Raw genomic sequence first — 20,918 nt, forward strand, 5'->3', positions numbered from 1 at the left:
CGGCGACAACATCACCGTCGACGTCGAGCTGATCGTGCCGATCGCGATGGAAGAGAAGCTGCGCTTCGCCATCCGTGAAGGCGGCCGCACCGTCGGTGCCGGCATCGTCGTCACCATCACGGAATAAATTGGACTGAAACCGATCTGTCGCGGGCGCGGGAGCTGCCCGCGCCGCGCCAGAACAAGGAATTGACGCATGAACGGACAGAATATCCGCATCCGCCTTAAGGCGTTTGACCACCGGGTGCTCGACGCCTCGACCCGCGAGATCGTGTCGACCGCCAAGCGCACCGGCGCCAACGTCCGCGGCCCCATTCCGCTGCCGACGCGGATCGAAAAATTCACGGTCAACCGGTCGCCCCACGTCGACAAGAAGAGCCGCGAGCAGTTCGAGATGCGCACGCATAAGCGCCTGCTCGATATCGTCGATCCGACCCCGCAGACGGTTGATGCTTTGATGAAGCTCGATCTGGCCGCCGGTGTCGACGTCGAGATCAAGCTCTAAGGGAATGAGAGCGCGGTAAGGGGCGGTGCTCCTGGCCCGGAACTCTAAAGGAATTGAACCGATGCGTTCAGGTGTGATTGCAAAGAAGGTGGGAATGACCCGCATCTACAACGATGCCGGGGAACACGTTCCCGTCACCGTTCTCCAGATGGAGAACTGCCAGGTCGTGGCCCAGCGCACGCAGGAGAAGAACGGCTACACCGCCGTCCAGCTCGGCGTTGGCCTTGCCAAGGTGAAGAACACGTCGAAGGCGATGCGCGGCCATTTCGCCGCCGCTTCCGTCGAGCCCAAGGCCAAGGTCGCCGAGTTCCGCGTTTCCGCCGACAACATGATCGACGTCGGCGCTGAGCTGACCGTCGAGCATTTCGTCGCCGGCCAGAAGGTCGACGTCACCGGCACTTCGACCGGTAAGGGTTTTCAAGGCGTGATCAAGCGGCACCATATGGGTGGTGGCCGCGCCACGCACGGTAACTCGGTCTCGCACCGCACGCACGGCTCGACCGGCCAGCGCCAGGACCCGGGCAAGGTGTTCAAGGGCAAGAAGATGGCTGGCCACATGGGCGACGCCCGCGTCACCACGCAGAATGTCGAGGTCGTCTCGACCGACGCAGATCGCGGCCTGATCCTGATCCGCGGCGCGGTTCCCGGGGTCAAGGGCGCCTGGATCCTGGTTCGCGACGCGGCCAAGGTTGCGCTGCCGGCCAACGCGCCGAAGCCTGCCGCGATCCGTGCCGCTGCCGCCAAGAACGAAGCCCCGGCCACTGAGGGAGCCGAATAATGGATCTCAAGATCACAACGCTGGGCGGCAAGGACGCCGGCAAGGTGAAACTCTCCGAGGAGATTTTCGGCCTTGATCCGCGCGAGGACATCCTGCAGCGCGTCGTGCGCTGGCAGCTCGCCAAGAAGCAGCAGGGCACGCACAAGGCTAAGGGCCGCGCCGAAATCGCACGCACCGGCGCTAAGATGTACAAGCAGAAGGGTACCGGCCGCGCCCGTCACCACTCGGCTCGCGCCCCGCAGTTTCGCGGCGGCGGCAAGGCGCACGGCCCTGTCGTGCGCAGCCACGAGCACGAACTGCCGAAGAAGGTGCGTGCGCTCGGCCTGAAGCATGCTCTCTCGGCCAAGGCCAAAAGCGCTTCGATCATCGTCATCGACGAGTTGAAGCTTGCCGAGGCCAAGACCAAGACGCTGGTGGCGAACCTCGAGACGCTCGGGCTGACCAATGCCCTGGTGATCGGCGGCGCCGAGCTCGACCAGAACTTCAAGCTGGCGGCGACCAACATTCCGAACATCGACGTGCTGCCCATCCAGGGCATCAACGTCTACGACATTCTGCGCCGCGGCACGCTGGTCCTTTCCAAGGCCGCCGTCGAGGCTCTCGAGGAGCGCTTCAAATGACCGACCTTCGTCACTACGACGTGATCGTCTCGCCGGCGATCACCGAAAAGTCGACCATGGCTTCCGAGCAGAACCAGGTCGTCTTCAATGTCGCCAAGAAGGCGTCGAAGCCGGAAATCAAGGCCGCTGTCGAAGCCCTCTTCGGGGTCAAGGTCACGGCCGTGAACACGCTTGTCCGCAAGGGCAAGATCAAGCGCTTCCGCGGCACCATCGGCCGCCAGGGCGACGTCAAGAAGGCGGTTGTGACGCTGGCCGACGGCCAGTCGATCGACGTCGCGACGGGTCTCTGAGCAAGGCCGCGAGGACAGGACAATGGCACTCAAGAAATTCAACCCGGTAACGCCGAGCACCCGCCAGTTGGTCATCGTCGACCGCTCGGGTCTCTACAAGGGCAAGCCCGTCAAGGGCCTGACCGAAGGCCTGACCAAGTCGGGCGGCCGCAACAATTACGGCCGCATCACGGCCCGCTTCATCGGCGGCGGCCACAAGCGTTCGTACCGCCTCATCGACTTCAAGCGTAAGAAGTACGACGTCGTCGGCACGGTCGAGCGTATCGAATACGATCCGAACCGCACCGCCTTCATCGCGCTGATCAAGTATGATGACGGCGAGCTGTCCTACATCCTGGCCCCGCAGCGCCTTGCTGCCGGCGACAAGGTCGTGGCCGGCGAAGCGGTCGACGTGAAGCCGGGCAACGCGATGCCGCTGGCCTCGATGCCGGTCGGCACGATCGTTCACAACATCGAGCTGAAGCCGGGCAAGGGCGGCCAGGTCGCCCGTTCGGCCGGCGGTTACGCCCAGCTCGTCGGCCGCGACCAGGGCATGGCGATCCTGCGCCTCAACTCGGGCGAGCAGCGCGTCGTGCACGGTTCCTGCATGGCCACTGTCGGCGCCGTGTCGAACCCCGACCACGGCAACATCAATGACGGCAAGGCCGGTCGCACCGTGTGGCGTGGCAAGCGTCCGCACAATCGCGGCGTGACCATGAACCCGGTCGACCATCCGCATGGCGGCGGCGAAGGCCGCACCTCGGGTGGCCGTCATCCGGTTTCGCCCTGGGGCAAGCCGACCAAGGGCAAGAAGACGCGGTCCAACAAGGCGACCGACAAGTTCATCCTGCGCTCGCGCCATCAGCGCAAGAGCTAAGAAGAGGTAACGCCAAGTGACTCGTTCGATTTGGAAAGGCCCCTTCATCGACGGCTACCTTCTCAAGAAGGTGGATAAGGTTCGTGAAGGTGGTCGCAATGAGGTGATCAAGATGTGGAGCCGTCGCTCCACCATCCTGCCGCAGTTCGTCGGCTTCACCTTCGGTGTCTACAACGGCCAGAAGCACGTCCCTGTCTCGGTGAACGAGGACATGGTCGGCCACAAGTTCGGTGAATTCGCTCCGACCCGGACCTATTACGGTCATGGCGCGGATAAGAAAGCGAAGAGGAAATAATCATGGGCAAGGCCAAAGCTCCGCGCAGGCTTGCTGATAACGAGGCGCGCGCCGTTCTGCGCACCATCCGTATCAGCCCGCAGAAGCTGAACCTGGTTGCCGCGCTTATCCGCGGCAAGAAGGTCGCGACAGCGCTTTCCGATCTCGAATTCTCGGCCAAGCGGATTTCCGGCACGGTCAAGAAGACGCTGGAATCGGCGATCGCCAACGCGGAAAACAATCACGACCTCGACGTCGATGCGCTGGTCGTGGCGGAAGCCTATGTCGGCAAGTCGATCGTCATGAAGCGCTTCCACGCTCGTGGCCGCGGTCGCGCCAGCCGTATTGAAAAGCCGTTCTCGCACCTCACGATCGTCGTTCGTGAAGTCGAGGAAAAAGGGGAGGCCGCATAATGGGCCAGAAAGTCAATCCGATCGGGCTGCGTCTCGGCATCAACCGCACCTGGGATTCGCGCTGGTTCGCGAACACCGGCGAGTACGGCCAGCTGCTGCACGAGGATATCAAGATCCGCAAGTATCTTGAGAAGGAACTCAAGCAGGCCGCGATCTCCAAGGTCGTGATCGAGCGTCCGCACAAGAAGTGCCGCGTCACCATCCACGCCGCGCGCCCGGGCCTGATCATCGGCAAGAAGGGCGCCGACATCGAGAAGCTTCGCAAGAAGCTGACCGAGATGACGAAGTCCGAAACGCACCTCAACATCGTCGAAGTGCGCAAGCCGGAGATCGACGCCACGCTGGTCGCCCAGTCGATTGCCCAGCAGCTCGAACGCCGCATCGCGTTCCGCCGCGCCATGAAGCGCGCCGTTCAGTCGGCCATGCGTCTCGGCGCCGAAGGCATTCGCATCAACTGCTCCGGCCGTCTCGGCGGCGCCGAAATCGCGCGCATGGAGTGGTACCGCGAAGGCCGCGTGCCGCTGCATACGCTGCGCGCCGATGTCGACTACGGCACTGCCGAGGCGAAGACGGCGTACGGCATCTGCGGCGTCAAGGTGTGGGTGTTCAAGGGCGAGATCCTTGAGCACGACCCGATGGCTTCGGAGCGCCGCGCCACCGAAGGTGATGCCGCGCATGGCGGTGGCGGCGAGCGTGAGCGCGGCCGTCGTCGCGAGAACGCCTGAGACATTTGAGAATTTGGAGTTAGAACGATGCTGCAGCCAAAGCGCACAAAGTTCCGCAAGCAGTTCAAGGGCCGTATCCACGGTACCGCCAAGGGCGGCACCAATCTGGATTTCGGCGGTTTCGGGCTGAAGGCGCTTGAGCCGAACCGCGTCACCGCGCGCGAGATCGAGGCGGCCCGCCGCGCGATCACTCGCGAGATGAAGCGCGCCGGCCGCGTCTGGATCCGGGTGTTCCCGGACCTGCCGGTCACCTCGAAGCCGACCGAAGTCCGCATGGGTAAGGGCAAGGGCGCCGTCGACTACTGGGCGGCGCGCGTGAAGCCCGGCCGCATCATGTTCGAGATCGACGGCGTCAGCGAGGAGACCGCGCGTGAAGCGCTGCGTCTCGGCGCCGCCAAGCTCTCGGTCAAGACGCGCTTCGTGCAGCGCATCGCAGAATAAGGACAGGCGATCATGAAAGCCGAAGACATCCGGACCAAGACCCAGGATCAGCTGACCGACGACCTGGCCAGCCTGAAGAAGGAGCAGTTCAACCTGCGCTTCCAGAAGGCCACCGGCCAGCTCGAGAAGACCGCGCGCGTGAAGCAGGTCCGCAAGGACATCGCGCGCATCAAGACCATCGCCGCGGAAAAAGCCGCGGCCAAGAAGGGTTAAGACCATGCCAAAGCGCATTTTGCAGGGCACCGTCGTCAGCGACAAGAACGAGAAGACGGTTGTCGTCAAGGTCGAGCGGCGCTTCACGCATCCCGTGATGAAGAAGACCGTGCGCATGACCAAGAAGTACAAGGCGCACGACGAGAACAACGCCCACAAGGTCGGCGACCAGGTGTTCATCCAGGAATCGAAGCCGATTTCGAAGGACAAGCGCTGGATCGTCGTCACTTCGGACCAGGCGTAAACAAACGAATTTTGGACAGACCGGGGAGGGGCGTCGCGCCTGTCCCGTTAGAAAAGAAGAAGGCGGCCAGTCATGATTCAGATGCAAACAAACCTCGACGTCGCGGACAATTCCGGCGCCCGTCGTGTCATGTGCATCAAGGTGCTGGGCGGCTCGAAGCGGAAATATGCCTCCGTCGGCGACATCATCGTGGTGTCGATCAAGGAAGCCATTCCGCGCGGCCGCGTTAAGAAGGGCGATGTGATGAAGGCGGTCGTGGTTCGCACGGCCAAGGACATCCGCCGCCCGGACGGCAGCGTGATCCGTTTCGACAAGAACGCGGCCGTTCTCGTCGACAATAAGAAAGAGCCGATCGGCACCCGTATCTTCGGACCGGTTCCGCGCGAGCTTCGCGCCAAGAACCACATGAAGATCATCTCGCTCGCGCCTGAAGTGCTGTAAGGAGCCGGACCAATGCAAAAGATCAAAAAAGGCGACAAGGTCGTCGTGCTTGCCGGCAAGGACAAGGGCCGTTCCGGCGAAGTCCTGTCGGTGCAGCCGAAGGAAGACACCGCGGTCGTCCGCGGCGTGAACCTCATTCGCCGTCACCAGAAGCAGACCCAGTCCCAAGAGGGCGGGATCATCACCAAGGAAGCGCCGATCCACCTGTCGAACATCGCGCTGGCCGACCCCAAGGATGGCAAGCCGACCCGCGTCGGTTTCACCATCCAGAAGGATGGCAAGAAGGTGCGCGTCGCCAAGCGTTCGGGAGAAGTCATCAATGGCTAAGGCTGAAACCAAGCAGGCAACTGCCAAGAACGAGCCGCGCCTCAAGAAGGTCTACAACGAGACCATCCGCAAGGCGATGCAGGAGCAGTTCGGTTACGACAACGACATGCAGGTTCCGCGCATCGACAAGATCGTGCTGAACATGGGTGTCGGCGAAGCGACCGCGGATTCCAAGAAGCCCTCGGTCGCGGCCGAGGATCTCGCGATGATCGCCGGCCAGAAAGCCGTCGTCACCCGTGCCCGCAACTCGATTGCCGGCTTCAAGGTGCGCGAGAATATGCCGATCGGCGCCAAGGTCACGCTGCGCAAGGAACGCATGTACGAGTTCCTCGACCGCCTCGTGAACATCGCGCTGCCGCGCGTTCGCGACTTCCGCGGACTGAACCCGAAGAGCTTTGACGGCCGTGGCAACTATGCCATGGGCATCAAGGAACACATCGTGTTCCCGGAGATCAATTACGACAAGGTTGATCAGGTCTGGGGCATGGACGTCATCGTTTGTACGACGGCGAAGACGGACGACGAGGCGAGAGCGCTGCTCAAGGCCTTCAACTTCCCCTTCCGCCAGTAACGGCAGCGAAAAAGGAAACATCTGAAATGGCAAAGACCAGCTCAGTCGAGAAGAACAACCGGCGCCGCAAGCTCGCCGACCAGTACGCCGCCAAGCGCACGGCGCTCAAGGCCATCATCATGGATCAGTCTCAGCCGATGGAAGAGCGTTTCCAGGCCCAGTTGAAGCTTTCGGCGCTGCCGCGCAACTCGGCCAAGATCCGCATCCGCAACCGCTGCGAAGTCACGGGCCGTCCGCGCGCCTACTATCGCAAGCTTAAGCTTTCGCGTATCGCGCTTCGCGATCTGGGCAATACCGGCCAGATCCCGGGCCTGGTCAAGTCGAGCTGGTAAGGAGACACTGAGATGTCATTGAGCGATCCTCTCGGCGATATGCTGACCCGCATCCGCAACGCCTATGGCCGCAAGAAGGCGAGCGTTTCGACCCCGGCCTCGCGTCTGCGCGCCCGTGTTCTCGAAGTGCTGAAGTCGGAAGGCTATATCCGCGACTACAGCCAGACCGATTTCGACAACGGCAAGTCGGAAATCGAGATCGAGCTGAAATATTTCGACGGCGCTCCGGTCGTGCGCGAAATCGCGCGCGTGTCGAAGCCCGGCCGCCGCGTCTATGTCTCGGCCAAGTCGATTCCGCAGGTTGCCAACGGCCTCGGCATCGCCATTCTTTCGACGCCGAAGGGCGTCATGGCCGACCACGAAGCACGCGAGCAGAATGTCGGCGGCGAGATCCTCTGCCAGATCTTCTGATCGGGCACGAGATTGAATGAATGGGCTTCGGTTCTCGGGATCGCGCCCGGGAACTGGAACTGAAACGAAAGAAGTGACGAGGACAACAAAATGTCTCGTATCGGAAAGAAACCCGTTTCGCTGCCGCAGGGCGTGACCGCATCCGTCAACGGCCAGACCGTGACGGCGAAGGGCCCCAAGGGCGAGCTGAAGTTCGTGGTCAACGACGAAGTGCTGGTCAAGATGGAAGGCAGCGAGATCGCTGTCCAGCCGCGCGACCAGACCAAGGCGGCCCGCTCCAAGTGGGGCATGTCGCGCACGCAGATCGTCAACATCCTGCAGGGCGTGAAGGAAGGCTTCGAGAAGAAGCTCGAGATCACCGGCGTCGGCTATCGCGCGGCGCTGCAGGGCAAGAACCTGCAGCTGGCGCTCGGCTTCAGCCACGATGTGGTCTATGAGACGCCGCAGGGCATCACGATCACGGTGCCGAAGCCGACCGAAATCACGGTCTCCGGCATCGACAAGCAGCAGGTCGGCCAGGTCGCCGCCGAGATCCGCGAATATCGCGGTCCGGAGCCGTACAAGGGCAAGGGCGTGCGCTATGCCGGCGAGCGCATCGTGCGCAAGGAAGGCAAGAAGAAGTAATAGGCTTGGCCCCCGAAAAGTTGCAGACTTTTCGGAAAGGGCCAAGCCGGAGAAATGTAACGCCGCGGGGCGCGACCGCGGGAGGCTTGGCCTACCGCACAGGGTTGCCCCCGTTTTCTGAAGGCAAGGAACCGACATCATGGCAAGCCCCAAAGAAACCATCCAGCGCCGCGCGCAGCGCGTGCGCCGCCAGCTGAAGAAGGTCGCTGGCGAGCGTCCGCGGCTTTCGGTGCACCGCACCTCGAAGAACATCTACGTCCAGGTCATCGACGATGCCAACGGCCACACGCTGGCCGCCGCCTCGACGCTCGAGAAGGACCTCAAGGGCTCGCTCAAGACCGGCGCCGACACCGCAGCCGCCGCCGCGGTCGGCAAGTTGATCGCCGAGCGCGCCACCAAGGCCGGCGTCAAGGAAGTCGTCTTCGACCGCGGCCCGTATATCTATCATGGCCGCGTCAAGGCGCTGGCCGAGGCCGCCCGCGAAGGTGGACTCAGCTTCTAATTTTCGCCGCTGACGACCCAAAAGCGGCGTCGGCAATCAGCAACCCGTGCTTCCGGAAAAGAACAAGGAACAGGATATGGCACAGGAACGTAGGGATGGCGGCCGCGGCCGCGATCGTGAAGAGCGCGACGACGGCATGGTGGACAAGCTCGTCCACATCAACCGCGTCGCCAAGGTGGTGAAGGGTGGCCGTCGCTTCGGCTTCGCCGCTCTCGTCGTCGTCGGCGACCAGAAGGGCCGCGTCGGCTTCGGCCATGGCAAGGCACGCGAAGTGCCGGAAGCGATCCGCAAGGCGACCGAGTCGGCCAAGCGCGACATGATCTTCGTGCCGCTTCGCTCGGGCCGCACGCTGCATCATGACGTCGAGGGCCGCTGGGGCGCCGGACGCGTTCTGCTGCGCGCCGCCAAGCAGGGTACCGGCATCATCGCCGGCGGCCCGATGCGCGCCGTCTTCGAGACGCTCGGCATGCATGACGTGGTCGCCAAGTCGATGGGTTCGTCGAACCCCTACAACATGGTTCGCGCCACCTTCGACGCGTTGAAGAGCCAGATGCATCCCAAGGATGTGGCTGCCGCGCGCGGCATCAAGTACTCGACCCTTCAGGCCCGCCGCGGCACCGCCGTCGCGGCTGAAGAATAGTCGACGCTGACCAGGGATTTCGATCATGGCCAAGAAAGCTACCAAGACCATCACCGTCGAGCAGATCGGTTCGCCGATCCGCCGGCCGAAGGAGCAGCGCGCGACGCTGGTCGGCCTCGGCCTGAACAAGATGCACAAGCGGCGCACGCTGGAAGATACCCCTTCCGTGCGCGGCATGATCGCCGCCGTCCAGCACCTCGTCCGCGTCGTGGACGAGGCCTGAACGGAAGCGCAGGAGAAGCAACATGAAACTCAACGATCTGCGTGACAAGGACGGCGCGACGCATTCGAAGAAGCGTCTCGGCCGCGGCATCGGTTCCGGCTCGGGCAAGACCGCCGGTCGCGGCGTCAAGGGCCAGAAGGCGCGCTCGGGCGTTGCCATCAACGGCTTCGAGGGCGGCCAGATGCCGCTCTATCGGCGCCTGCCGAAGCGCGGCTTCAACAACATCTTCGCCAAGAGCTTCACGGTCGTGTCGCTGGCCCGCATTCAGGCTGCGATCGACGCAAAGAAGCTCGACGCCAAGGAGACCGTGACGGCCGAGGCCCTGGTTGCCGCAGGCGTCATCCGTCGCGTCAAGGACGGCGTGCGTGTCCTCTCCGACGGCGAGCTCAAGGCCAAGCTCTCCTTCGACGTCGCCGGCGCCTCCAAGGCCGCGATCGAGAAGATCGAAAAGGCTGGCGGTTCGGTGAAGCTGCCGGAAGTGGCTGCCGCCGAGTAACGGCGATTTGAAGCGCGGCCGGCGGGAATGACTTCGAATCCTCCGCCGAACCGCGCTTCGATCTGGTGAATTGGGCGGCCGCGTCAACGCGGCCGCTTGCATGTTTACGGTCCGGAGCTTATCTCGTGAGCTTCGGTGACACGCGCCGCCTGAGCTGCGGGCATCGAGCGTGACCTAGCGGAGAATCAGGCATGGCTTCGGCTGCTGAACAACTAGCCTCCAATCTGAATTTCGCGGCCTTCGCCAAGGCCGAGGATCTCAAGAAGCGCATCTGGTTCACGATCGGCGCGCTGCTCGTCTACCGCCTCGGCACCTATATTCCGCTGCCCGGCATCAACCCCGACGCCTTCGCCCAGGCCTTCTCCTCGCAGAGCAAGGGCGTGCTCGGCATGTTCAACATGTTTGCCGGCGGCGCCGTGCAGCGCATGGCGATCTTTGCGCTGGGCATCATGCCTTACATTTCCGCCTCCATCATCATGCAGCTGATGACCTCGGTCATCCCGTCGCTGGAAGCGCTGAAGAAGGAAGGCGAGCAGGGCCGCAAGATCATCAACCAGTACACGCGCTACGGCACCGTGCTTCTGGCGCTGATCCAGGCCTACGGCATTTCGATCGGCCTCGAAGGCGGCAACGGCATCGTCAACGATCCCGGCATGTTCTTCCGTATCTCGACCGTGGTCACGCTGGTCGGCGGCACCATGTTCCTGATGTGGCTCGGCGAGCAGATTACCGCGCGCGGCATCGGCAACGGCATTTCGCTGATCATCTTCTCCGGCATCGTCGCCGGCCTGCCCAGGGCGATCTCCGGCACGCTGGAACTCGGCCGCACCGGCGCTCTGTCGACCGGGCTGATCCTGGCGATCATCGTGCTCGCCATCATCGTCATCGCGCTCATCGTCTTCTTCGAGCGCGCGCAGCGCCGCCTGCTCATCCAGTATCCGAAGCGCCAGGTCGGCAACCGCATGTTCCAGGGCGACACCTCGCACCTGCCGCTGAAGCTCAACACCTCGGGCGTCATCCCGCCGATCTTCGCCTCCTCGCTGCTGCTTTTGCCGGCGACGGTCGCGGGCTTCTCGCAGGCGACCAACCTGCCGGCCTGGGCAAGCACGATCCTGGCCTCGCTCGGCCATGGCCAGCCGCTCTACATGCTCTTCTATGCGAGCATGATCGTCTTCTTCGCCTTCTTCTACACGGCGATCGTCTTCAACCCGAAGGACACGGCCGACCAGCTCAAGAAGCACTCCGGCTTCATCCCGGGTTATCGTCCGGGCGAGCGCACCGCCGACTATATCGACTATGTTCTGACGCGCATCACCGTCGTCGGCGCCATCTACCTGGTGCTGGTCTGCCTGCTGCCGGAGTTCCTGATTTCGGCGACTGGCGTACCTTTCTACCTCGGTGGCACATCGCTTCTGATCGTGGTCAGTGTCACGCTCGACACGGTGGCGCAGATTCAGGGTCACCTGATCGCGCACCAGTATGAGGGCCTGATCAAGAAGTCGAAGTTGCGCGGGGGGAAGAGGAGCAGATGAGGTTGATATTGCTTGGGCCGCCAGGAGCGGGCAAGGGGACGCAAGCACAAAGACTGGTAGAAAAACACGGCATACCCCAGCTCTCGACGGGTGACATGCTGCGTGCCGCCGTCCAGGCAGGAACCGAGGTCGGCAAGCGCGCCAAAGCGGTGATGGATGCCGGTGAGTTGGTTTCGGATGCGATCGTCAACGCCATCGTTGCCGAACGCATCGATCAGCCGGATTGCGCCAGGGGTTTCATCCTCGATGGCTATCCGCGCACGCTGGTCCAGGCCGACGCGGTCGAGGCCATGCTTGCCGAACGCGGCATTGCGCTCGACACCGTCGTCGAGCTGGTCGTCGACGACAAGGCGCTGGTTGGCCGCATAGTCAAACGTGCCGAGGATGCCAAGGCCGCGGGCCAACCGGTGCGTAAGGACGACAACCCGGCGGTATTCGAAGAACGCCTGCGCGAATACTACAAGAAGACGGCGCCGCTGATCGGTTACTACTACGCCAAAGGCAGGCTCAAGACGGTCGACGGCATGGCCAGTATCGATGCGGTGACCGCCGAGATCGGCAAGGTGCTCGCGGCAGCGGCGAAGTGAGCCGGGCCGACAATTAAAGATTGCGCTTGACTGGAGTGCGCCGTTGGGTTATGGCGGCCCGTCTTCCTATCAGGCATGGACTTTGCTTGCCCTTGCGGGCAAGGCGGTCGCTTTGAACCAGGAAACTCCCGCAAGGGCCGGCCTCCACCGGACGCGGGGCAACTTCGACAGCGCCGGCTCGTCCGGCCCATATGGAGAAAGAGAAGAAAATGGCTCGTATAGCCGGCGTCAACATTCCGACCAACAAGCGCGTCGTCATCGCGCTTCAGTACATTCACGGCATCGGCAAGAAGTTTGCCCAGGAGATCGTCGACAAGGTCGGCATCCCGGCGGACCGCCGCGTCAACCAGCTGACCGACGCGGAAGTGCTGCAGATCCGCGAGACGATCGACCGCGACTACCAGGTCGAAGGCGACCTGCGCCGCGAAGTCTCGATGAACATCAAGCGGCTCATGGACCTCGGCTGCTACCGCGGCCTGCGTCACCGCCGCTCGCTGCCGGTCCGCGGCCAGCGCACGCATACCAATGCGCGCACCCGCAAGGGCCCGGCCAAGGCGATCGCCGGTAAGAAGAAGTAAGAGAGCGAATAGCGAGTAGTCATTAGCGAGTAGGGGACCCTATTCGCTATTCCGTACTCGCTACTCGCTTTGAAAGGTGGAGCCGCTGGCATTACGGCGGTGTAGAGATCAACTGAAAGGACTACCATGGCCAAGGAAGCCGCTCGTGTTCGCCGTCGCGAACGCAAGAACATCTCGTCGGGCGTTGCCCACGTCAATTCGACCTTCAACAACACCATGATCACCATCACCGACGCGCAGGGCAATTCGATTGCCTGGTCGTCGGCAGGTGCCCAGGGCTTCAAGGGTTCGCGCAAGTCGACCCCGTTCGCCGCCCAGATGGCTGCCGAGGACGTCGCCAAGAAGGCGCAGGAACACGGCATGCGCATGCTCGAGGTCGAGGTTTGCGGACCCGGCTCCGGTCGTGAATCGGCCCTTCGCGCGCTGCAGGCGGCAGGCTTCACCATCACCTCGATCCGTGACGTGACGCCGATCCCGCACAATGGCTGCCGCCCGCGCAAGAAGCGCCGCGTCTGATTTTTTAAACGCCGCGCGAACGCCAGGGCGTTCCTCCGCGGTTTTCCGTGTCGCCTGCCACGATTGGATAGTGGCGGGACAAAGGAAGGAAGATATTTATGATCCAGAAAAACTGGCAGGAACTGATCAAGCCGAACAAGATCGAGTTCTCGTCGAAGAAGAAGACGCTGACCACGCTGGTAGCCGAGCCGCTCGAACGCGGCTTTGGCCTGACGCTGGGCAACGCGCTGCGGCGCGTGCTTCTGTCTTCGCTGCGTGGCGCGGCTGTCACCGCCGTGCAGATCGACGGCGTGCTGCATGAATTCTCGTCCATCGCCGGTGTGCGCGAGGACGTGACCGATATCGTGCTCAACATCAAGGAAATCGCCATCCGCATGGAAGGCGATGGTCCCAAGCGCATGGTCGTGCGCAAGCAGGGCCCGGGCGCCGTGCTGGCCGGCGACATCCAGACCGTCGGCGACGTCGAGATCCTCAACCCCGACCACGTCATCTGCACCCTCGACGAGGGTGCGGAGATCCGCATGGAGTTCACCGTCGACACCGGCAAGGGCTACGTGCCGGCCGAGCGCAACCGCGCCGAGGATGCGCCGATCGGCCTGATTCCGGTCGACAGCCTCTACTCGCCGGTCAAGAAGGTCTCCTACAAGGTCGAGAACACCCGCGAGGGCCAGGTTCTCGATTACGACAAGCTGACCATGACCATCGAGACCAACGGTTCGGTATCGGGCGAGGACGCGGTGGCTTTCGCCGCTCGTATCCTGCAGGACCAGCTCGGCCTGTTCGTCAACTTCGACGAGCCGCAGAAGGAAGTCGCCACCGAGGCCGTCACCGAGCTCGCCTTCAACCCGGCGCTGCTCAAGAAGGTCGACGAGCTCGAGCTTTCGGTGCGTTCGGCCAACTGCCTGAAGAACGACAACATCGTCTATATCGGCGACCTGATCCAGAAGACCGAAGCCGAGATGCTGCGCACCCCGAACTTCGGCCGCAAGTCGCTGAACGAGATCAAGGAAGTGCTGGCGGCGATGGGCCTCCATCTCGGCATGGAAGTGCCGGACTGGCCGCCGGAAAACATCGAAGACCTCGCCAAGCGTTACGAAGACCAATATTGAGCATGAATTCCAAGAATCGGCGGCGAGAGCCGCTCGATCCGACGGTCATGCGGAAAACCATCAGAGGCCGTGGCCTCTTGAAGAACTGAAGAAGGAAAAGAGCCATGCGCCACGGTTTCAAAGGCCGTCGTTTCGCCCGCAGCATCAGCCATCGCAAGTCTATGTTCGCCAATCTTGCCGTCTCGCTGATCGAGCACGAGCAGATCGTCACCACCCTGCCGAAGGCCAAGGACCTGCGTCCGATCGTCGAGAAGCTGGTGACGCTCGGCAAGCGCGGCGACCTGCACGCCCGCCGCCAGGTGATCGCGCAGATCGGCAATGAAGGCGTTGTCAAGCGCCTGTTCGAGACCATCGCGCCGCGCTACGCCACCCGCAACGGCGGCTACCTGCGCATCATGAAGGCGGGCTTCCGCCAGGGCGACAACGCCGCGATGGCCGTGATCGAGTTCGTCGACCGCGACACCTCGGCGAAGGGCGCCGCCGACCGCGCCCGGCTTGAGGCGGAAGGCGCCAACGAGGAAGTCGCGGCCGCCTAAGGTCCGCGTTTCCATCGATGACTTCAAGGGGCCTTCGGGCCCCTTTTTGCATTCACGGGTGATGGCTGGTTATCGAAGCAAATCCAGATAATCCTGTCCGGACAGCGACCGCCAATTGAACGCGCCAGGTATCTCTTCCGTGGCAGGCCGTGAGTATGAATAGATGCTGTCGACCTTGGTTCGAGAGTCGACATCTCGAACAAGCAGGGACACCGTCGATGCGTTCAAATAGTCAACCGCTTCACGATCGCCGATGAACCTCGTGTCGACTTGAAAGTGAACCTGCACGCAGCCGGCGCAAATGTTCAACAGAATATCGTCGCTTAGGGCCGCATAGTAGACGGTCGCCTGCTCTAGGTCCCATAGGCCCGCCGCTAGCAATTCCGAGGGTTTCGTCTCACCGTCAAACCGGTCCAAAGATAATTTCAGCGCCTTGGTCAGTGTTTCGAATTTACCCTTGAGCTGCGCTGCTCCTTCGATCTGGAACCAGTTGATCTGGTAAGGAGCGATATTGTCGAAAGAAATCTCCAGGTTGCCGAAAAACCAGTAGAGCGGAACGGGAGCATCCTCACCGACATTCCAGCCGTCAGGTGAGCCGAGCGCCTCAGCAATTTCAACCAGTTTCATGTCAGGTCTTACCGGTCCTAAAGTGCCGGTGACCAAAAAATCGCGCAACGAAACGAGCTGTTTTTTCATAAGATCGACAACGGTTCCCGATTGCAGGCGTAGCTATAGCCGGTTAATGGCTGAAAATAATTCGATTTCATCGCCTTAGCCTTTCATTCTGCACAATCGTCGGGACAATGGCGCCCGATCTGGAAGGATTCGAAAATGCAGCTCAAACGACTGTTTCTTGTTGCGGTTTGCGCGCTGGCCGTCTTCGCCGCGGCACCGGCCGCAAGACAGGCTTTTGCCGAGGACGCCGCCAAGCCGGCCGATCCGGGCCTCTCCGACGTGCTCACCGATCTTTTGCATGGCGTCGAAGGCGAGAACCGCACGTCCGGCCCCGACAAGCGCGTGCCGTTCGGCCGCGAGGAGGTGCAGCTCTCTTTCGCTCCGCTGGTCAAGCAAACGGCGCCGGCAGTCGTCAACGTCTATGCCTCCCAGACCGCAAAGGTGACATCACCCTTCGAAGGCGATCCCTTCTTCGAGGAGTTCTTTGGCCGCGCCCAGCCGCGCGCACAGTCTTCGCTGGGTTCCGGCGTGCTGGTCGATCCGACCGGCGTGATCGTCACCAATTACCACGTCATCAAGGATGCCGATGAAGTGAAGGTCGCGACCGCGGACGGGCGCGAGTTCACCTCCAAGGTCATGCTCAAGGACGAGACGCTCGATCTCGCGGTGCTCAAGATCTCGGCCGACAAGCCGTTCCCGGTGATCGCCATCGGCGATTCCGATGCGCTTGAAGTCGGTGACCTTGTGCTGGCGATCGGCAATCCGTTCGGCGTTGGCCAGACCACCACCAGCGGCATTGTCTCGGCACTGGCCCGCAGCCATATCGGCGTTTCGGATTCGGGCTATTTCATCCAGACCGATGCCGCCATCAACCCCGGCAATTCCGGCGGCGCGCTGATCAACATGGGCGGCCAGCTGGTCGGCATCAATACGGCCATTTACAGCCGCAGCGGCGGCTCGATCGGCATCGGATTCGCCATTCCCGCGAACATGGTTCGCGCCTTTGCCGATGCCGCCAAGGCCGGGCTCGACTTCTTCGAGCGACCCTATATCGGCGCGGAGTTCGAATTGGTGACGCCGCAGATCGCGGAATCGCTCGGCATGGAAAAGCCGACCGGTGCATTGGTGTCGACCGTGGATGCCACTGGGCCCGCCGGCAAGGCGGGGCTCAAGGCGGGCGATGTCATACTGTCGCTCAACAACACACCGGTCGAAAGCATCGAGGCGCTCGACTATCGCATGGCGACGCTGTCGATCGGCACCAAGGCGACGTTCGCCGTGCTGAGTAAGGGTCAACAGGCGACGCTGGAAATCCCGCTGGAGCGCGCGCCGGAAGGCGCCAAGCCCAGCGAAGTTATCCTGCGTGGCCGCAGTCCCTTTTCCGGCGCCAAGGTCGCCGAACTGTCGCCCAGGCTCGCCCAGCGGCTTAGCCTTCGCACCGATCTCAAGGGTGTCACCGTCGTCGACATCAACCGCGATTCGCCGGCCGCCGATTTCGGCTTCCAGCCCGGCGATATCGTGCGTGAGGTGAACGGAACCAGCATCGACACCGCGGCGACGCTGGCACAGGTTGCCCAGCAGGACACGCGCTGGTGGCGCTTTACCGTCGAGCGCGGCGGGCAGATACTGCGGCAGGTATTGCGTTATTGAGGCGACCCAGAGCATGATGCCGAAAAGTGTGAAGCGGTTTTCGGACGACATCATGCTCTATCTCTTTGATTTAGAGCCGGATGATTTCAGGTCGGTTCGACCTGAAATCATCCGGCTCTAAGGGATCGTCCTCCAGCTTCGAAGACATGCATGGCGGATCTCTTCAGCGCAGATGAACCGGAAAAGGCGCCGCCTGGCCGGCCGCTTGCCGATCGGCTGCGCCCGAAGAACCTCGGCGAGGTCGTGGGCCAGGAGCATCTGACCGGCCCCGACGGCGCGCTGACGAGGCTGATCGATTCCGGCTCGCTCGGCTCGATGATCTTCTGGGGGCCGCCCGGCACCGGCAAGACGACGGTGGCGCGGCTGCTTGCCGGCGAGACCAATCTCGCCTTCGAGCAGATATCTGCCGTGTTCTCCGGCGTCGCCGACCTCAAGAAAGTCTTCGAGGCGGCCAGGCTGAGGCGCGCCAACGGCCGCCAGACGCTGCTCTTCGTCGACGAGATCCATCGCTTCAACCGCGCCCAGCAGGACGGCTTTCTTCCCGTCATGGAGGACGGCACGGTGGTGCTGGTCGGCGCCACCACGGAGAACCCGTCCTTCGAGCTGAACGCCGCGCTTTTGTCACGCGCGCGTGTGCTGGTGTTCCGTTCGTTGGGCGAAGAAAGCATCGCCAAGCTTCTGGCCCGGGCGGAAGAAACCGAGGGCAAGGCGCTGCCGCTCGATGAAGAAGCGCGCGCGATGCTCGTCCGCATGGCGGACGGCGACGGCCGCGCCGCGCTCACTCTGGCCGAGGAAGTCTGGCGCGCCGCCAAAAAAAGCGAAGTGTTCGGCCCGGAAGGCCTGCAGCGCGTCATCCAGCGCCGCGCGCCGATCTACGACAAGGGCCAGGACGGCCACTACAATCTGATCTCGGCGCTGCATAAATCGGTGCGCGGTTCCGATCCGGATGCCGCCCTCTATTACCTCGCACGCATGTTCGATGCCGGCGAGGATCCGCTCTATCTCGGCCGCAGGCTGGTGCGAATGGCGGTGGAGGATATCGGGCTCGCCGATCCTCAGGCGCTGGTGATCGCCAATGCCGCCAAGGACGCCTATGACTATCTCGGCTCTCCCGAGGGCGAGCTCGCCTTTGCCCAGGCCGCCGTCTACCTCGCCACGGCGCCGAAATCGAATGCTGTCTACAATGCCTTCAAGGCCGCGACCGCGGCTGCCAAGGAATTCGGCTCGCTGCTGCCGCCCAAGCACATCCTCAATGCACCGACCAAGCTGATGAAGCAGGAGGATTACGGCGCCGGCTATCGCTATGACCATGACGAGCCGGACGCGTTTTCAGGCCAGGACTATTTTCCGGACAAGATGGGCCGGCGCACTTTCTATGATCCGCCGGAACGTGGCTTCGAGCGCGAGGTCCGCAAGCGGCTGGAATATTGGGCAAAACTGCGCGGCGAACGGAACGGCTGAGTTGCGCGGCCGAGTGGTCGGTACGCTTCCTCGCGAAGCCACGCCGGTGCGACGAACTTGGCTTACCGGCCGTGTATTAAGCTGAAGTGGAGTGTCATACTCCAAATATTAGTGCTGACCGGCCACTCGATCCTCGTGGTGGCATTGTGCAGGGAAACAAAAAATCCTATCAAGGCGCACGCCTGGCGGGGGTAGCGCCGTTAATTGGCTCACGTGAACAGGACCGCGCTCCGGTGCGGAAAACAATGACAAAGCAAACCGTCAAGACGCTCCGGAAGGCTGCCATCGCGGTCGTGGTTCTCGCGCTCGGCTTCTACTTCATCCCGATCATAACCGCGATCTTCGTCGTCTGTGGCCTGATCGATGTCATGCGCAACGACCGGAAGGACCGCAATCTGTTCGAGCGCTACTTCCTCGGCAATGGCCTGTTCACCTGGCTGCTGTCGCCGTTCAACCTGATCGTCGACCTACTCTGCTACCGCAACCCCGGCGTCTGGAAGCCCGAGCAGTTTCCTGAGGACTATCAGCGTGAGATCAACGAGGTCCTGGGCGTCTTCAACGCGCGCAAGGATGAGATCATCGCCGATATCGATGCCAATTTCGGCGCCGGCCGGCGCGGTATGTATGTCTACCAGTGGTACGGCAAGCACAAGATCGACAACGTTCCGGAATTCAACAAGGACTACAAATACATCAAGACGATCGCGGTATCGGTTTTCAGCAAGGGCGAATCCACGTCCTGGCATTTCGGTCCGCTGCGGCTCAGCCTGCGCCTTCTGTACAATCTGATTCCGGTGAAGGCGGAGATCTTCGTCCAGTGCGGCAGCAAGAAGAACTACTGGTACGACAATCCCCTCTTCATCTTCGACGACACGCTGTTCCACCGCTCGGTCAACGAGTATGACGGCCGCCGCTATTGCGTCTTCGTCGACATCATTCGCCCGTCTCCTTTCCCGGGCCTGATCGCCGGCCTTCTCGCCATTGTCTCGGTCAGCGTCGAGCGCATCAATTCCATCTTCTACAAGAACTGGAAGATGATTGGATCGTCCAAGCCGAAGGCCGCCAACTGATTTGGCATCGGGCTGTCGTCCTGGTTCGGCTGGTGTCCTTGATCAAACACCGCGACGTTTTGGGGTAAGCGTCGCGCTTTGTTGGGTCTTTGGCTCGCAACCTGTTCGCCTTAATGCATGTCGCCCAAAAGTGCGCAGCGGTTTTGGGACAACGACATGCATCAAAACAAAGACTTAAAGCGCGTCGCCTGAATCCGTTTCATCGCGACCCGCTTTAGTGCTATGGCGCCGCTTTCAAACGGAAAGCATAATCATGGCAGGTGTTGAACAGATCACGGTGGAGGCCAGCGAGGCGGGCATGCGGCTCGATCGCTGGTTCAAGGTCCATTTCCCGGGCCTCGGCTTCGGCCATCTCCAAAAGCTGTTGCGCTCGGGCCAGGTCCGGCTCGATGGCGGCCGGGTAAAGGCTGACACGCGCGTCGAGCCCGGCCAGACCGTGCGCATCCCGCCGCTCGACGTCGACAAGAAGGGCGACGCACCGCTCACCGGCCATTCGATCCGCAACCAGGACGATGCCGATGTGCTGGCCAAGATGCTCTTGCATGAGGACCCGAAGGTCTTCGTCTTCAACAAGCCGGCCGGCTTGGCGGTGCAGGGCGGCTCAGGCGTCACCCGCAATGTCGACGACATGCTGGAGGCCTGGCGTAACAAGAAGGGCGAGAAGCCGCGCCTGGTGCATCGCCTCGACCGCGATACGTCCGGGGTGCTGGTCGTTGCCCGCACCCGCCTTGCCGCCATGAAATTGTCCGAAGCGTTCAGGGCGCGCGAGACAAAGAAGACCTATTGGGCACTGGTCAAAGGCGTGCCGCCGAAGCGCGAGGACAAGATCTCGACCTGGCTGATCAAGGAACCGACTGAGGATGGCGACCGCGTGCGCGTGGCCGCGCATGGCGAGAAGGGCGCCGACCATGCCGTGTCCTACTACCGCATCATCGAGCAGGCGGCGCAGACGATGACCTGGTTGGAGATGGAGCCCTATACCGGCCGAACCCACCAGCTTCGCGTTCATGCCGCCTATATCGGCTGCCCGATCATCGGCGACCCGAAATATTTCGAGGCCGACACCAACTGGGATTTTCCGGGCGGCATTCAAAACCGCCTGCATCTGCACGCACGCCGCATCGTCATCCCACATCCGGACCAGGGCGTCATCGATGTCACCGCGCCGATGCCGCCGCATATGCGCCAGAGCTGGAACCTGATCGGCTTCGACGATCAGAGCGCGGAGGACTGACGTTGGTTGTTGCGCCCGCATTGGATCGCCGCGATGCGGTCGAC

At 62.4% G+C, this 20,918-nt stretch carries 33 protein-coding genes; 32 read left to right on the forward strand and 1 reads right to left on the reverse strand.

The window, feature by feature from the left end:
* The 28 genes from RFM68_RS29645 to rplQ form a co-directional block, all read left to right on the forward strand.
* A partial coding sequence (locus RFM68_RS29645; RefSeq protein WP_502572769.1) for an EF-Tu C-terminal domain-related protein occupies nt 1-127 on the forward strand: 127 nt, incomplete at its 5' end.
* Nucleotides 128-196: 69 nt separating this feature from the next.
* Nucleotides 197-505: a 30S ribosomal protein S10 gene (gene rpsJ / locus RFM68_RS29650; protein ID WP_006205468.1), complete on the forward strand. Its 309-nt coding sequence runs from the start codon at nt 197-199 to the stop codon at nt 503-505.
* A 61-nt stretch (nt 506-566) separates the two neighbouring features.
* A complete protein-coding gene (gene rplC, locus RFM68_RS29655; RefSeq protein WP_320236536.1) occupies nt 567-1,283 on the forward strand; it encodes a 50S ribosomal protein L3 in 717 nt (238 codons plus the stop codon).
* Nucleotides 1,283-1,903 (forward strand): 50S ribosomal protein L4, encoded by a 621-nt coding sequence (gene rplD, locus RFM68_RS29660; protein WP_320236537.1) that lies wholly within the window; start codon nt 1,283-1,285, stop codon nt 1,901-1,903. Before rplC ends, rplD begins: the two co-directional genes overlap by 1 nt.
* Nucleotides 1,900-2,193, forward strand: a complete 294-nt coding sequence (locus RFM68_RS29665; protein ID WP_126054435.1) for a 50S ribosomal protein L23 — start codon at nt 1,900-1,902, stop codon at nt 2,191-2,193. Before rplD ends, RFM68_RS29665 begins: the two co-directional genes overlap by 4 nt.
* Nucleotides 2,194-2,215: 22 nt before the next feature.
* A complete protein-coding gene (rplB, locus tag RFM68_RS29670; protein ID WP_320236538.1) occupies nt 2,216-3,049 on the forward strand; it encodes a 50S ribosomal protein L2 in 834 nt (277 codons plus the stop codon).
* 16 nt (nt 3,050-3,065) lie between these two features.
* Complete coding sequence (rpsS, locus tag RFM68_RS29675) at nt 3,066-3,344, forward strand: 30S ribosomal protein S19 (RefSeq protein ID WP_006205463.1); 279 nt, start codon at nt 3,066-3,068, stop codon at nt 3,342-3,344.
* 2 nt (nt 3,345-3,346) lie between these two features.
* A complete protein-coding gene (rplV, locus tag RFM68_RS29680) occupies nt 3,347-3,736 on the forward strand; it encodes a 50S ribosomal protein L22 (protein WP_010909277.1) in 390 nt (129 codons plus the stop codon).
* Entirely contained in the window at nt 3,736-4,461 is a 726-nt protein-coding gene (gene rpsC, locus RFM68_RS29685) for a 30S ribosomal protein S3 (protein WP_320236539.1), read from the forward strand. Before rplV ends, rpsC begins: the two co-directional genes overlap by 1 nt.
* Before the next feature lie 27 nt (nt 4,462-4,488).
* The gene (rplP, locus tag RFM68_RS29690; RefSeq protein ID WP_027170364.1) at nt 4,489-4,902 is read left to right on the forward strand and encodes a 50S ribosomal protein L16; all 414 of its coding nucleotides are present in this window, start codon (nt 4,489-4,491) and stop codon (nt 4,900-4,902) included.
* A gap of 12 nt (nt 4,903-4,914) precedes the next feature.
* A complete protein-coding gene (gene rpmC, locus RFM68_RS29695) occupies nt 4,915-5,115 on the forward strand; it encodes a 50S ribosomal protein L29 (RefSeq protein WP_140701052.1) in 201 nt (66 codons plus the stop codon).
* 4 nt (nt 5,116-5,119) lie between these two features.
* The gene (rpsQ, locus tag RFM68_RS29700) at nt 5,120-5,359 is read left to right on the forward strand and encodes a 30S ribosomal protein S17 (RefSeq protein WP_027170362.1); all 240 of its coding nucleotides are present in this window, start codon (nt 5,120-5,122) and stop codon (nt 5,357-5,359) included.
* Nucleotides 5,360-5,431: 72 nt separating this feature from the next.
* Nucleotides 5,432-5,800 (forward strand): 50S ribosomal protein L14, encoded by a 369-nt coding sequence (rplN, locus tag RFM68_RS29705; RefSeq protein WP_006205457.1) that lies wholly within the window; start codon nt 5,432-5,434, stop codon nt 5,798-5,800.
* A gap of 12 nt (nt 5,801-5,812) precedes the next feature.
* Nucleotides 5,813-6,127 (forward strand): 50S ribosomal protein L24, encoded by a 315-nt coding sequence (rplX, locus tag RFM68_RS29710; protein WP_042642195.1) that lies wholly within the window; start codon nt 5,813-5,815, stop codon nt 6,125-6,127.
* Entirely contained in the window at nt 6,120-6,698 is a 579-nt protein-coding gene (rplE, locus tag RFM68_RS29715) for a 50S ribosomal protein L5 (protein ID WP_036260373.1), read from the forward strand. Before rplX ends, rplE begins: the two co-directional genes overlap by 8 nt.
* A 26-nt stretch (nt 6,699-6,724) precedes the next feature.
* Nucleotides 6,725-7,030 (forward strand): 30S ribosomal protein S14, encoded by a 306-nt coding sequence (gene rpsN, locus RFM68_RS29720; protein ID WP_320236540.1) that lies wholly within the window; start codon nt 6,725-6,727, stop codon nt 7,028-7,030.
* Between the two features lie 12 nt (nt 7,031-7,042).
* Entirely contained in the window at nt 7,043-7,441 is a 399-nt protein-coding gene (rpsH, locus tag RFM68_RS29725) for a 30S ribosomal protein S8 (protein ID WP_320236541.1), read from the forward strand.
* A gap of 90 nt (nt 7,442-7,531) precedes the next feature.
* Nucleotides 7,532-8,065, forward strand: coding sequence for a 50S ribosomal protein L6 (gene rplF / locus RFM68_RS29730; protein WP_320236542.1), 534 nt, complete (start codon nt 7,532-7,534; stop codon nt 8,063-8,065).
* A gap of 139 nt (nt 8,066-8,204) precedes the next feature.
* Nucleotides 8,205-8,567, forward strand: a complete 363-nt coding sequence (gene rplR / locus RFM68_RS29735; RefSeq protein WP_027170356.1) for a 50S ribosomal protein L18 — start codon at nt 8,205-8,207, stop codon at nt 8,565-8,567.
* Nucleotides 8,568-8,643: 76 nt separating this feature from the next.
* A complete protein-coding gene (gene rpsE / locus RFM68_RS29740) occupies nt 8,644-9,207 on the forward strand; it encodes a 30S ribosomal protein S5 (RefSeq protein ID WP_006333394.1) in 564 nt (187 codons plus the stop codon).
* A gap of 25 nt (nt 9,208-9,232) precedes the next feature.
* Entirely contained in the window at nt 9,233-9,430 is a 198-nt protein-coding gene (gene rpmD, locus RFM68_RS29745) for a 50S ribosomal protein L30 (RefSeq protein WP_027170355.1), read from the forward strand.
* 22 nt (nt 9,431-9,452) lie between these two features.
* Nucleotides 9,453-9,926, forward strand: coding sequence for a 50S ribosomal protein L15 (gene rplO / locus RFM68_RS29750; protein WP_320236543.1), 474 nt, complete (start codon nt 9,453-9,455; stop codon nt 9,924-9,926).
* 191 nt (nt 9,927-10,117) lie between these two features.
* Entirely contained in the window at nt 10,118-11,458 is a 1,341-nt protein-coding gene (gene secY, locus RFM68_RS29755; protein WP_320236544.1) for a preprotein translocase subunit SecY, read from the forward strand.
* Nucleotides 11,455-12,045, forward strand: coding sequence for an adenylate kinase (locus RFM68_RS29760; protein WP_320236545.1), 591 nt, complete (start codon nt 11,455-11,457; stop codon nt 12,043-12,045). Before secY ends, RFM68_RS29760 begins: the two co-directional genes overlap by 4 nt.
* Nucleotides 12,046-12,254: 209 nt before the next feature.
* Nucleotides 12,255-12,623 (forward strand): 30S ribosomal protein S13, encoded by a 369-nt coding sequence (gene rpsM, locus RFM68_RS29765; protein WP_027170351.1) that lies wholly within the window; start codon nt 12,255-12,257, stop codon nt 12,621-12,623.
* A gap of 126 nt (nt 12,624-12,749) precedes the next feature.
* Nucleotides 12,750-13,139, forward strand: a complete 390-nt coding sequence (rpsK, locus tag RFM68_RS29770; protein WP_006205444.1) for a 30S ribosomal protein S11 — start codon at nt 12,750-12,752, stop codon at nt 13,137-13,139.
* 98 nt (nt 13,140-13,237) lie between these two features.
* Entirely contained in the window at nt 13,238-14,248 is a 1,011-nt protein-coding gene (locus RFM68_RS29775; RefSeq protein ID WP_320236546.1) for a DNA-directed RNA polymerase subunit alpha, read from the forward strand.
* A gap of 104 nt (nt 14,249-14,352) precedes the next feature.
* Nucleotides 14,353-14,784, forward strand: a complete 432-nt coding sequence (gene rplQ, locus RFM68_RS29780; RefSeq protein WP_320236547.1) for a 50S ribosomal protein L17 — start codon at nt 14,353-14,355, stop codon at nt 14,782-14,784.
* Between the two features lie 69 nt (nt 14,785-14,853).
* On the opposite strand, the gene RFM68_RS29785 is transcribed toward rplQ, so the two are convergent.
* A complete protein-coding gene (locus RFM68_RS29785; RefSeq protein ID WP_320236548.1) occupies nt 14,854-15,480 on the reverse strand; it encodes a hypothetical protein in 627 nt (208 codons plus the stop codon).
* A 135-nt stretch (nt 15,481-15,615) separates the two neighbouring features.
* Here RFM68_RS29785 and RFM68_RS29790 point away from each other — a divergent pair, with 135 nt between their 5' ends.
* The 4 genes from RFM68_RS29790 to RFM68_RS29805 all read left to right on the forward strand — a co-directional run bounded on the left by RFM68_RS29790 (nt 15,616) and on the right by RFM68_RS29805 (nt 20,874).
* Nucleotides 15,616-17,109 carry a DegQ family serine endoprotease gene (locus tag RFM68_RS29790; RefSeq protein ID WP_320236549.1) on the forward strand — a complete coding sequence of 498 codons (1,494 nt, stop codon included), beginning with the start codon at nt 15,616-15,618 and terminating at the stop codon, nt 17,107-17,109.
* Between the two features lie 150 nt (nt 17,110-17,259).
* On the forward strand, nt 17,260-18,570 hold the full coding sequence (locus tag RFM68_RS29795) for a replication-associated recombination protein A (protein WP_320236550.1): 1,311 nt from the start codon (nt 17,260-17,262) through the stop codon (nt 18,568-18,570).
* Between the two features lie 245 nt (nt 18,571-18,815).
* Nucleotides 18,816-19,640, forward strand: a complete 825-nt coding sequence (locus RFM68_RS29800) for an aspartyl/asparaginyl beta-hydroxylase domain-containing protein (protein WP_320236551.1) — start codon at nt 18,816-18,818, stop codon at nt 19,638-19,640.
* Nucleotides 19,641-19,893: 253 nt separating this feature from the next.
* Nucleotides 19,894-20,874 carry an RluA family pseudouridine synthase gene (locus RFM68_RS29805; RefSeq protein WP_320236552.1) on the forward strand — a complete coding sequence of 327 codons (981 nt, stop codon included), beginning with the start codon at nt 19,894-19,896 and terminating at the stop codon, nt 20,872-20,874.
* Nucleotides 20,875-20,918: the final 44 nt, after the last annotated feature.

Source organism: Mesorhizobium montanum (genome assembly GCF_033977145.1).
In the GTDB taxonomy this organism is placed as follows: Bacteria; Pseudomonadota; Alphaproteobacteria; order Rhizobiales; family Rhizobiaceae; genus Mesorhizobium; species Mesorhizobium montanum.

Coding starts and splice junctions, on each gene's coding strand:
- rpsN (WP_320236540.1), top strand. CDS start 6,725: ATGGCAAAGACCAGCTCAGTCGAGAAGAACAACCGGCGCCGCAAGCTC.
- rpsC (WP_320236539.1), top strand. CDS start 3,736: ATGGGCCAGAAAGTCAATCCGATCGGGCTGCGTCTCGGCATCAACCGC.
- rplV (WP_010909277.1), top strand. CDS start 3,347: ATGGGCAAGGCCAAAGCTCCGCGCAGGCTTGCTGATAACGAGGCGCGC.
- rplE (WP_036260373.1), top strand. CDS start 6,120: ATGGCTAAGGCTGAAACCAAGCAGGCAACTGCCAAGAACGAGCCGCGC.
- rplP (WP_027170364.1), top strand. CDS start 4,489: ATGCTGCAGCCAAAGCGCACAAAGTTCCGCAAGCAGTTCAAGGGCCGT.
- rpsM (WP_027170351.1), top strand. CDS start 12,255: ATGGCTCGTATAGCCGGCGTCAACATTCCGACCAACAAGCGCGTCGTC.
- rpsH (WP_320236541.1), top strand. CDS start 7,043: ATGTCATTGAGCGATCCTCTCGGCGATATGCTGACCCGCATCCGCAAC.
- RFM68_RS29800 (WP_320236551.1), top strand. CDS start 18,816: ATGACAAAGCAAACCGTCAAGACGCTCCGGAAGGCTGCCATCGCGGTC.
- rplD (WP_320236537.1), top strand. CDS start 1,283: ATGGATCTCAAGATCACAACGCTGGGCGGCAAGGACGCCGGCAAGGTG.
- RFM68_RS29785 (WP_320236548.1), bottom strand. CDS start 15,480: ATGAAAAAACAGCTCGTTTCGTTGCGCGATTTTTTGGTCACCGGCACT.
- rplQ (WP_320236547.1), top strand. CDS start 14,353: ATGCGCCACGGTTTCAAAGGCCGTCGTTTCGCCCGCAGCATCAGCCAT.
- RFM68_RS29790 (WP_320236549.1), top strand. CDS start 15,616: ATGCAGCTCAAACGACTGTTTCTTGTTGCGGTTTGCGCGCTGGCCGTC.
- rpsJ (WP_006205468.1), top strand. CDS start 197: ATGAACGGACAGAATATCCGCATCCGCCTTAAGGCGTTTGACCACCGG.
- rpmD (WP_027170355.1), top strand. CDS start 9,233: ATGGCCAAGAAAGCTACCAAGACCATCACCGTCGAGCAGATCGGTTCG.
- rplF (WP_320236542.1), top strand. CDS start 7,532: ATGTCTCGTATCGGAAAGAAACCCGTTTCGCTGCCGCAGGGCGTGACC.
- rpsK (WP_006205444.1), top strand. CDS start 12,750: ATGGCCAAGGAAGCCGCTCGTGTTCGCCGTCGCGAACGCAAGAACATC.
- RFM68_RS29665 (WP_126054435.1), top strand. CDS start 1,900: ATGACCGACCTTCGTCACTACGACGTGATCGTCTCGCCGGCGATCACC.
- rpsE (WP_006333394.1), top strand. CDS start 8,644: ATGGCACAGGAACGTAGGGATGGCGGCCGCGGCCGCGATCGTGAAGAG.
- RFM68_RS29760 (WP_320236545.1), top strand. CDS start 11,455: ATGAGGTTGATATTGCTTGGGCCGCCAGGAGCGGGCAAGGGGACGCAA.
- rplN (WP_006205457.1), top strand. CDS start 5,432: ATGATTCAGATGCAAACAAACCTCGACGTCGCGGACAATTCCGGCGCC.
- rplB (WP_320236538.1), top strand. CDS start 2,216: ATGGCACTCAAGAAATTCAACCCGGTAACGCCGAGCACCCGCCAGTTG.
- rpmC (WP_140701052.1), top strand. CDS start 4,915: ATGAAAGCCGAAGACATCCGGACCAAGACCCAGGATCAGCTGACCGAC.
- rplO (WP_320236543.1), top strand. CDS start 9,453: ATGAAACTCAACGATCTGCGTGACAAGGACGGCGCGACGCATTCGAAG.
- RFM68_RS29805 (WP_320236552.1), top strand. CDS start 19,894: ATGGCAGGTGTTGAACAGATCACGGTGGAGGCCAGCGAGGCGGGCATG.
- secY (WP_320236544.1), top strand. CDS start 10,118: ATGGCTTCGGCTGCTGAACAACTAGCCTCCAATCTGAATTTCGCGGCC.
- RFM68_RS29795 (WP_320236550.1), top strand. CDS start 17,260: ATGGCGGATCTCTTCAGCGCAGATGAACCGGAAAAGGCGCCGCCTGGC.
- rpsQ (WP_027170362.1), top strand. CDS start 5,120: ATGCCAAAGCGCATTTTGCAGGGCACCGTCGTCAGCGACAAGAACGAG.
- rplR (WP_027170356.1), top strand. CDS start 8,205: ATGGCAAGCCCCAAAGAAACCATCCAGCGCCGCGCGCAGCGCGTGCGC.
- RFM68_RS29775 (WP_320236546.1), top strand. CDS start 13,238: ATGATCCAGAAAAACTGGCAGGAACTGATCAAGCCGAACAAGATCGAG.
- rplX (WP_042642195.1), top strand. CDS start 5,813: ATGCAAAAGATCAAAAAAGGCGACAAGGTCGTCGTGCTTGCCGGCAAG.
- rplC (WP_320236536.1), top strand. CDS start 567: ATGCGTTCAGGTGTGATTGCAAAGAAGGTGGGAATGACCCGCATCTAC.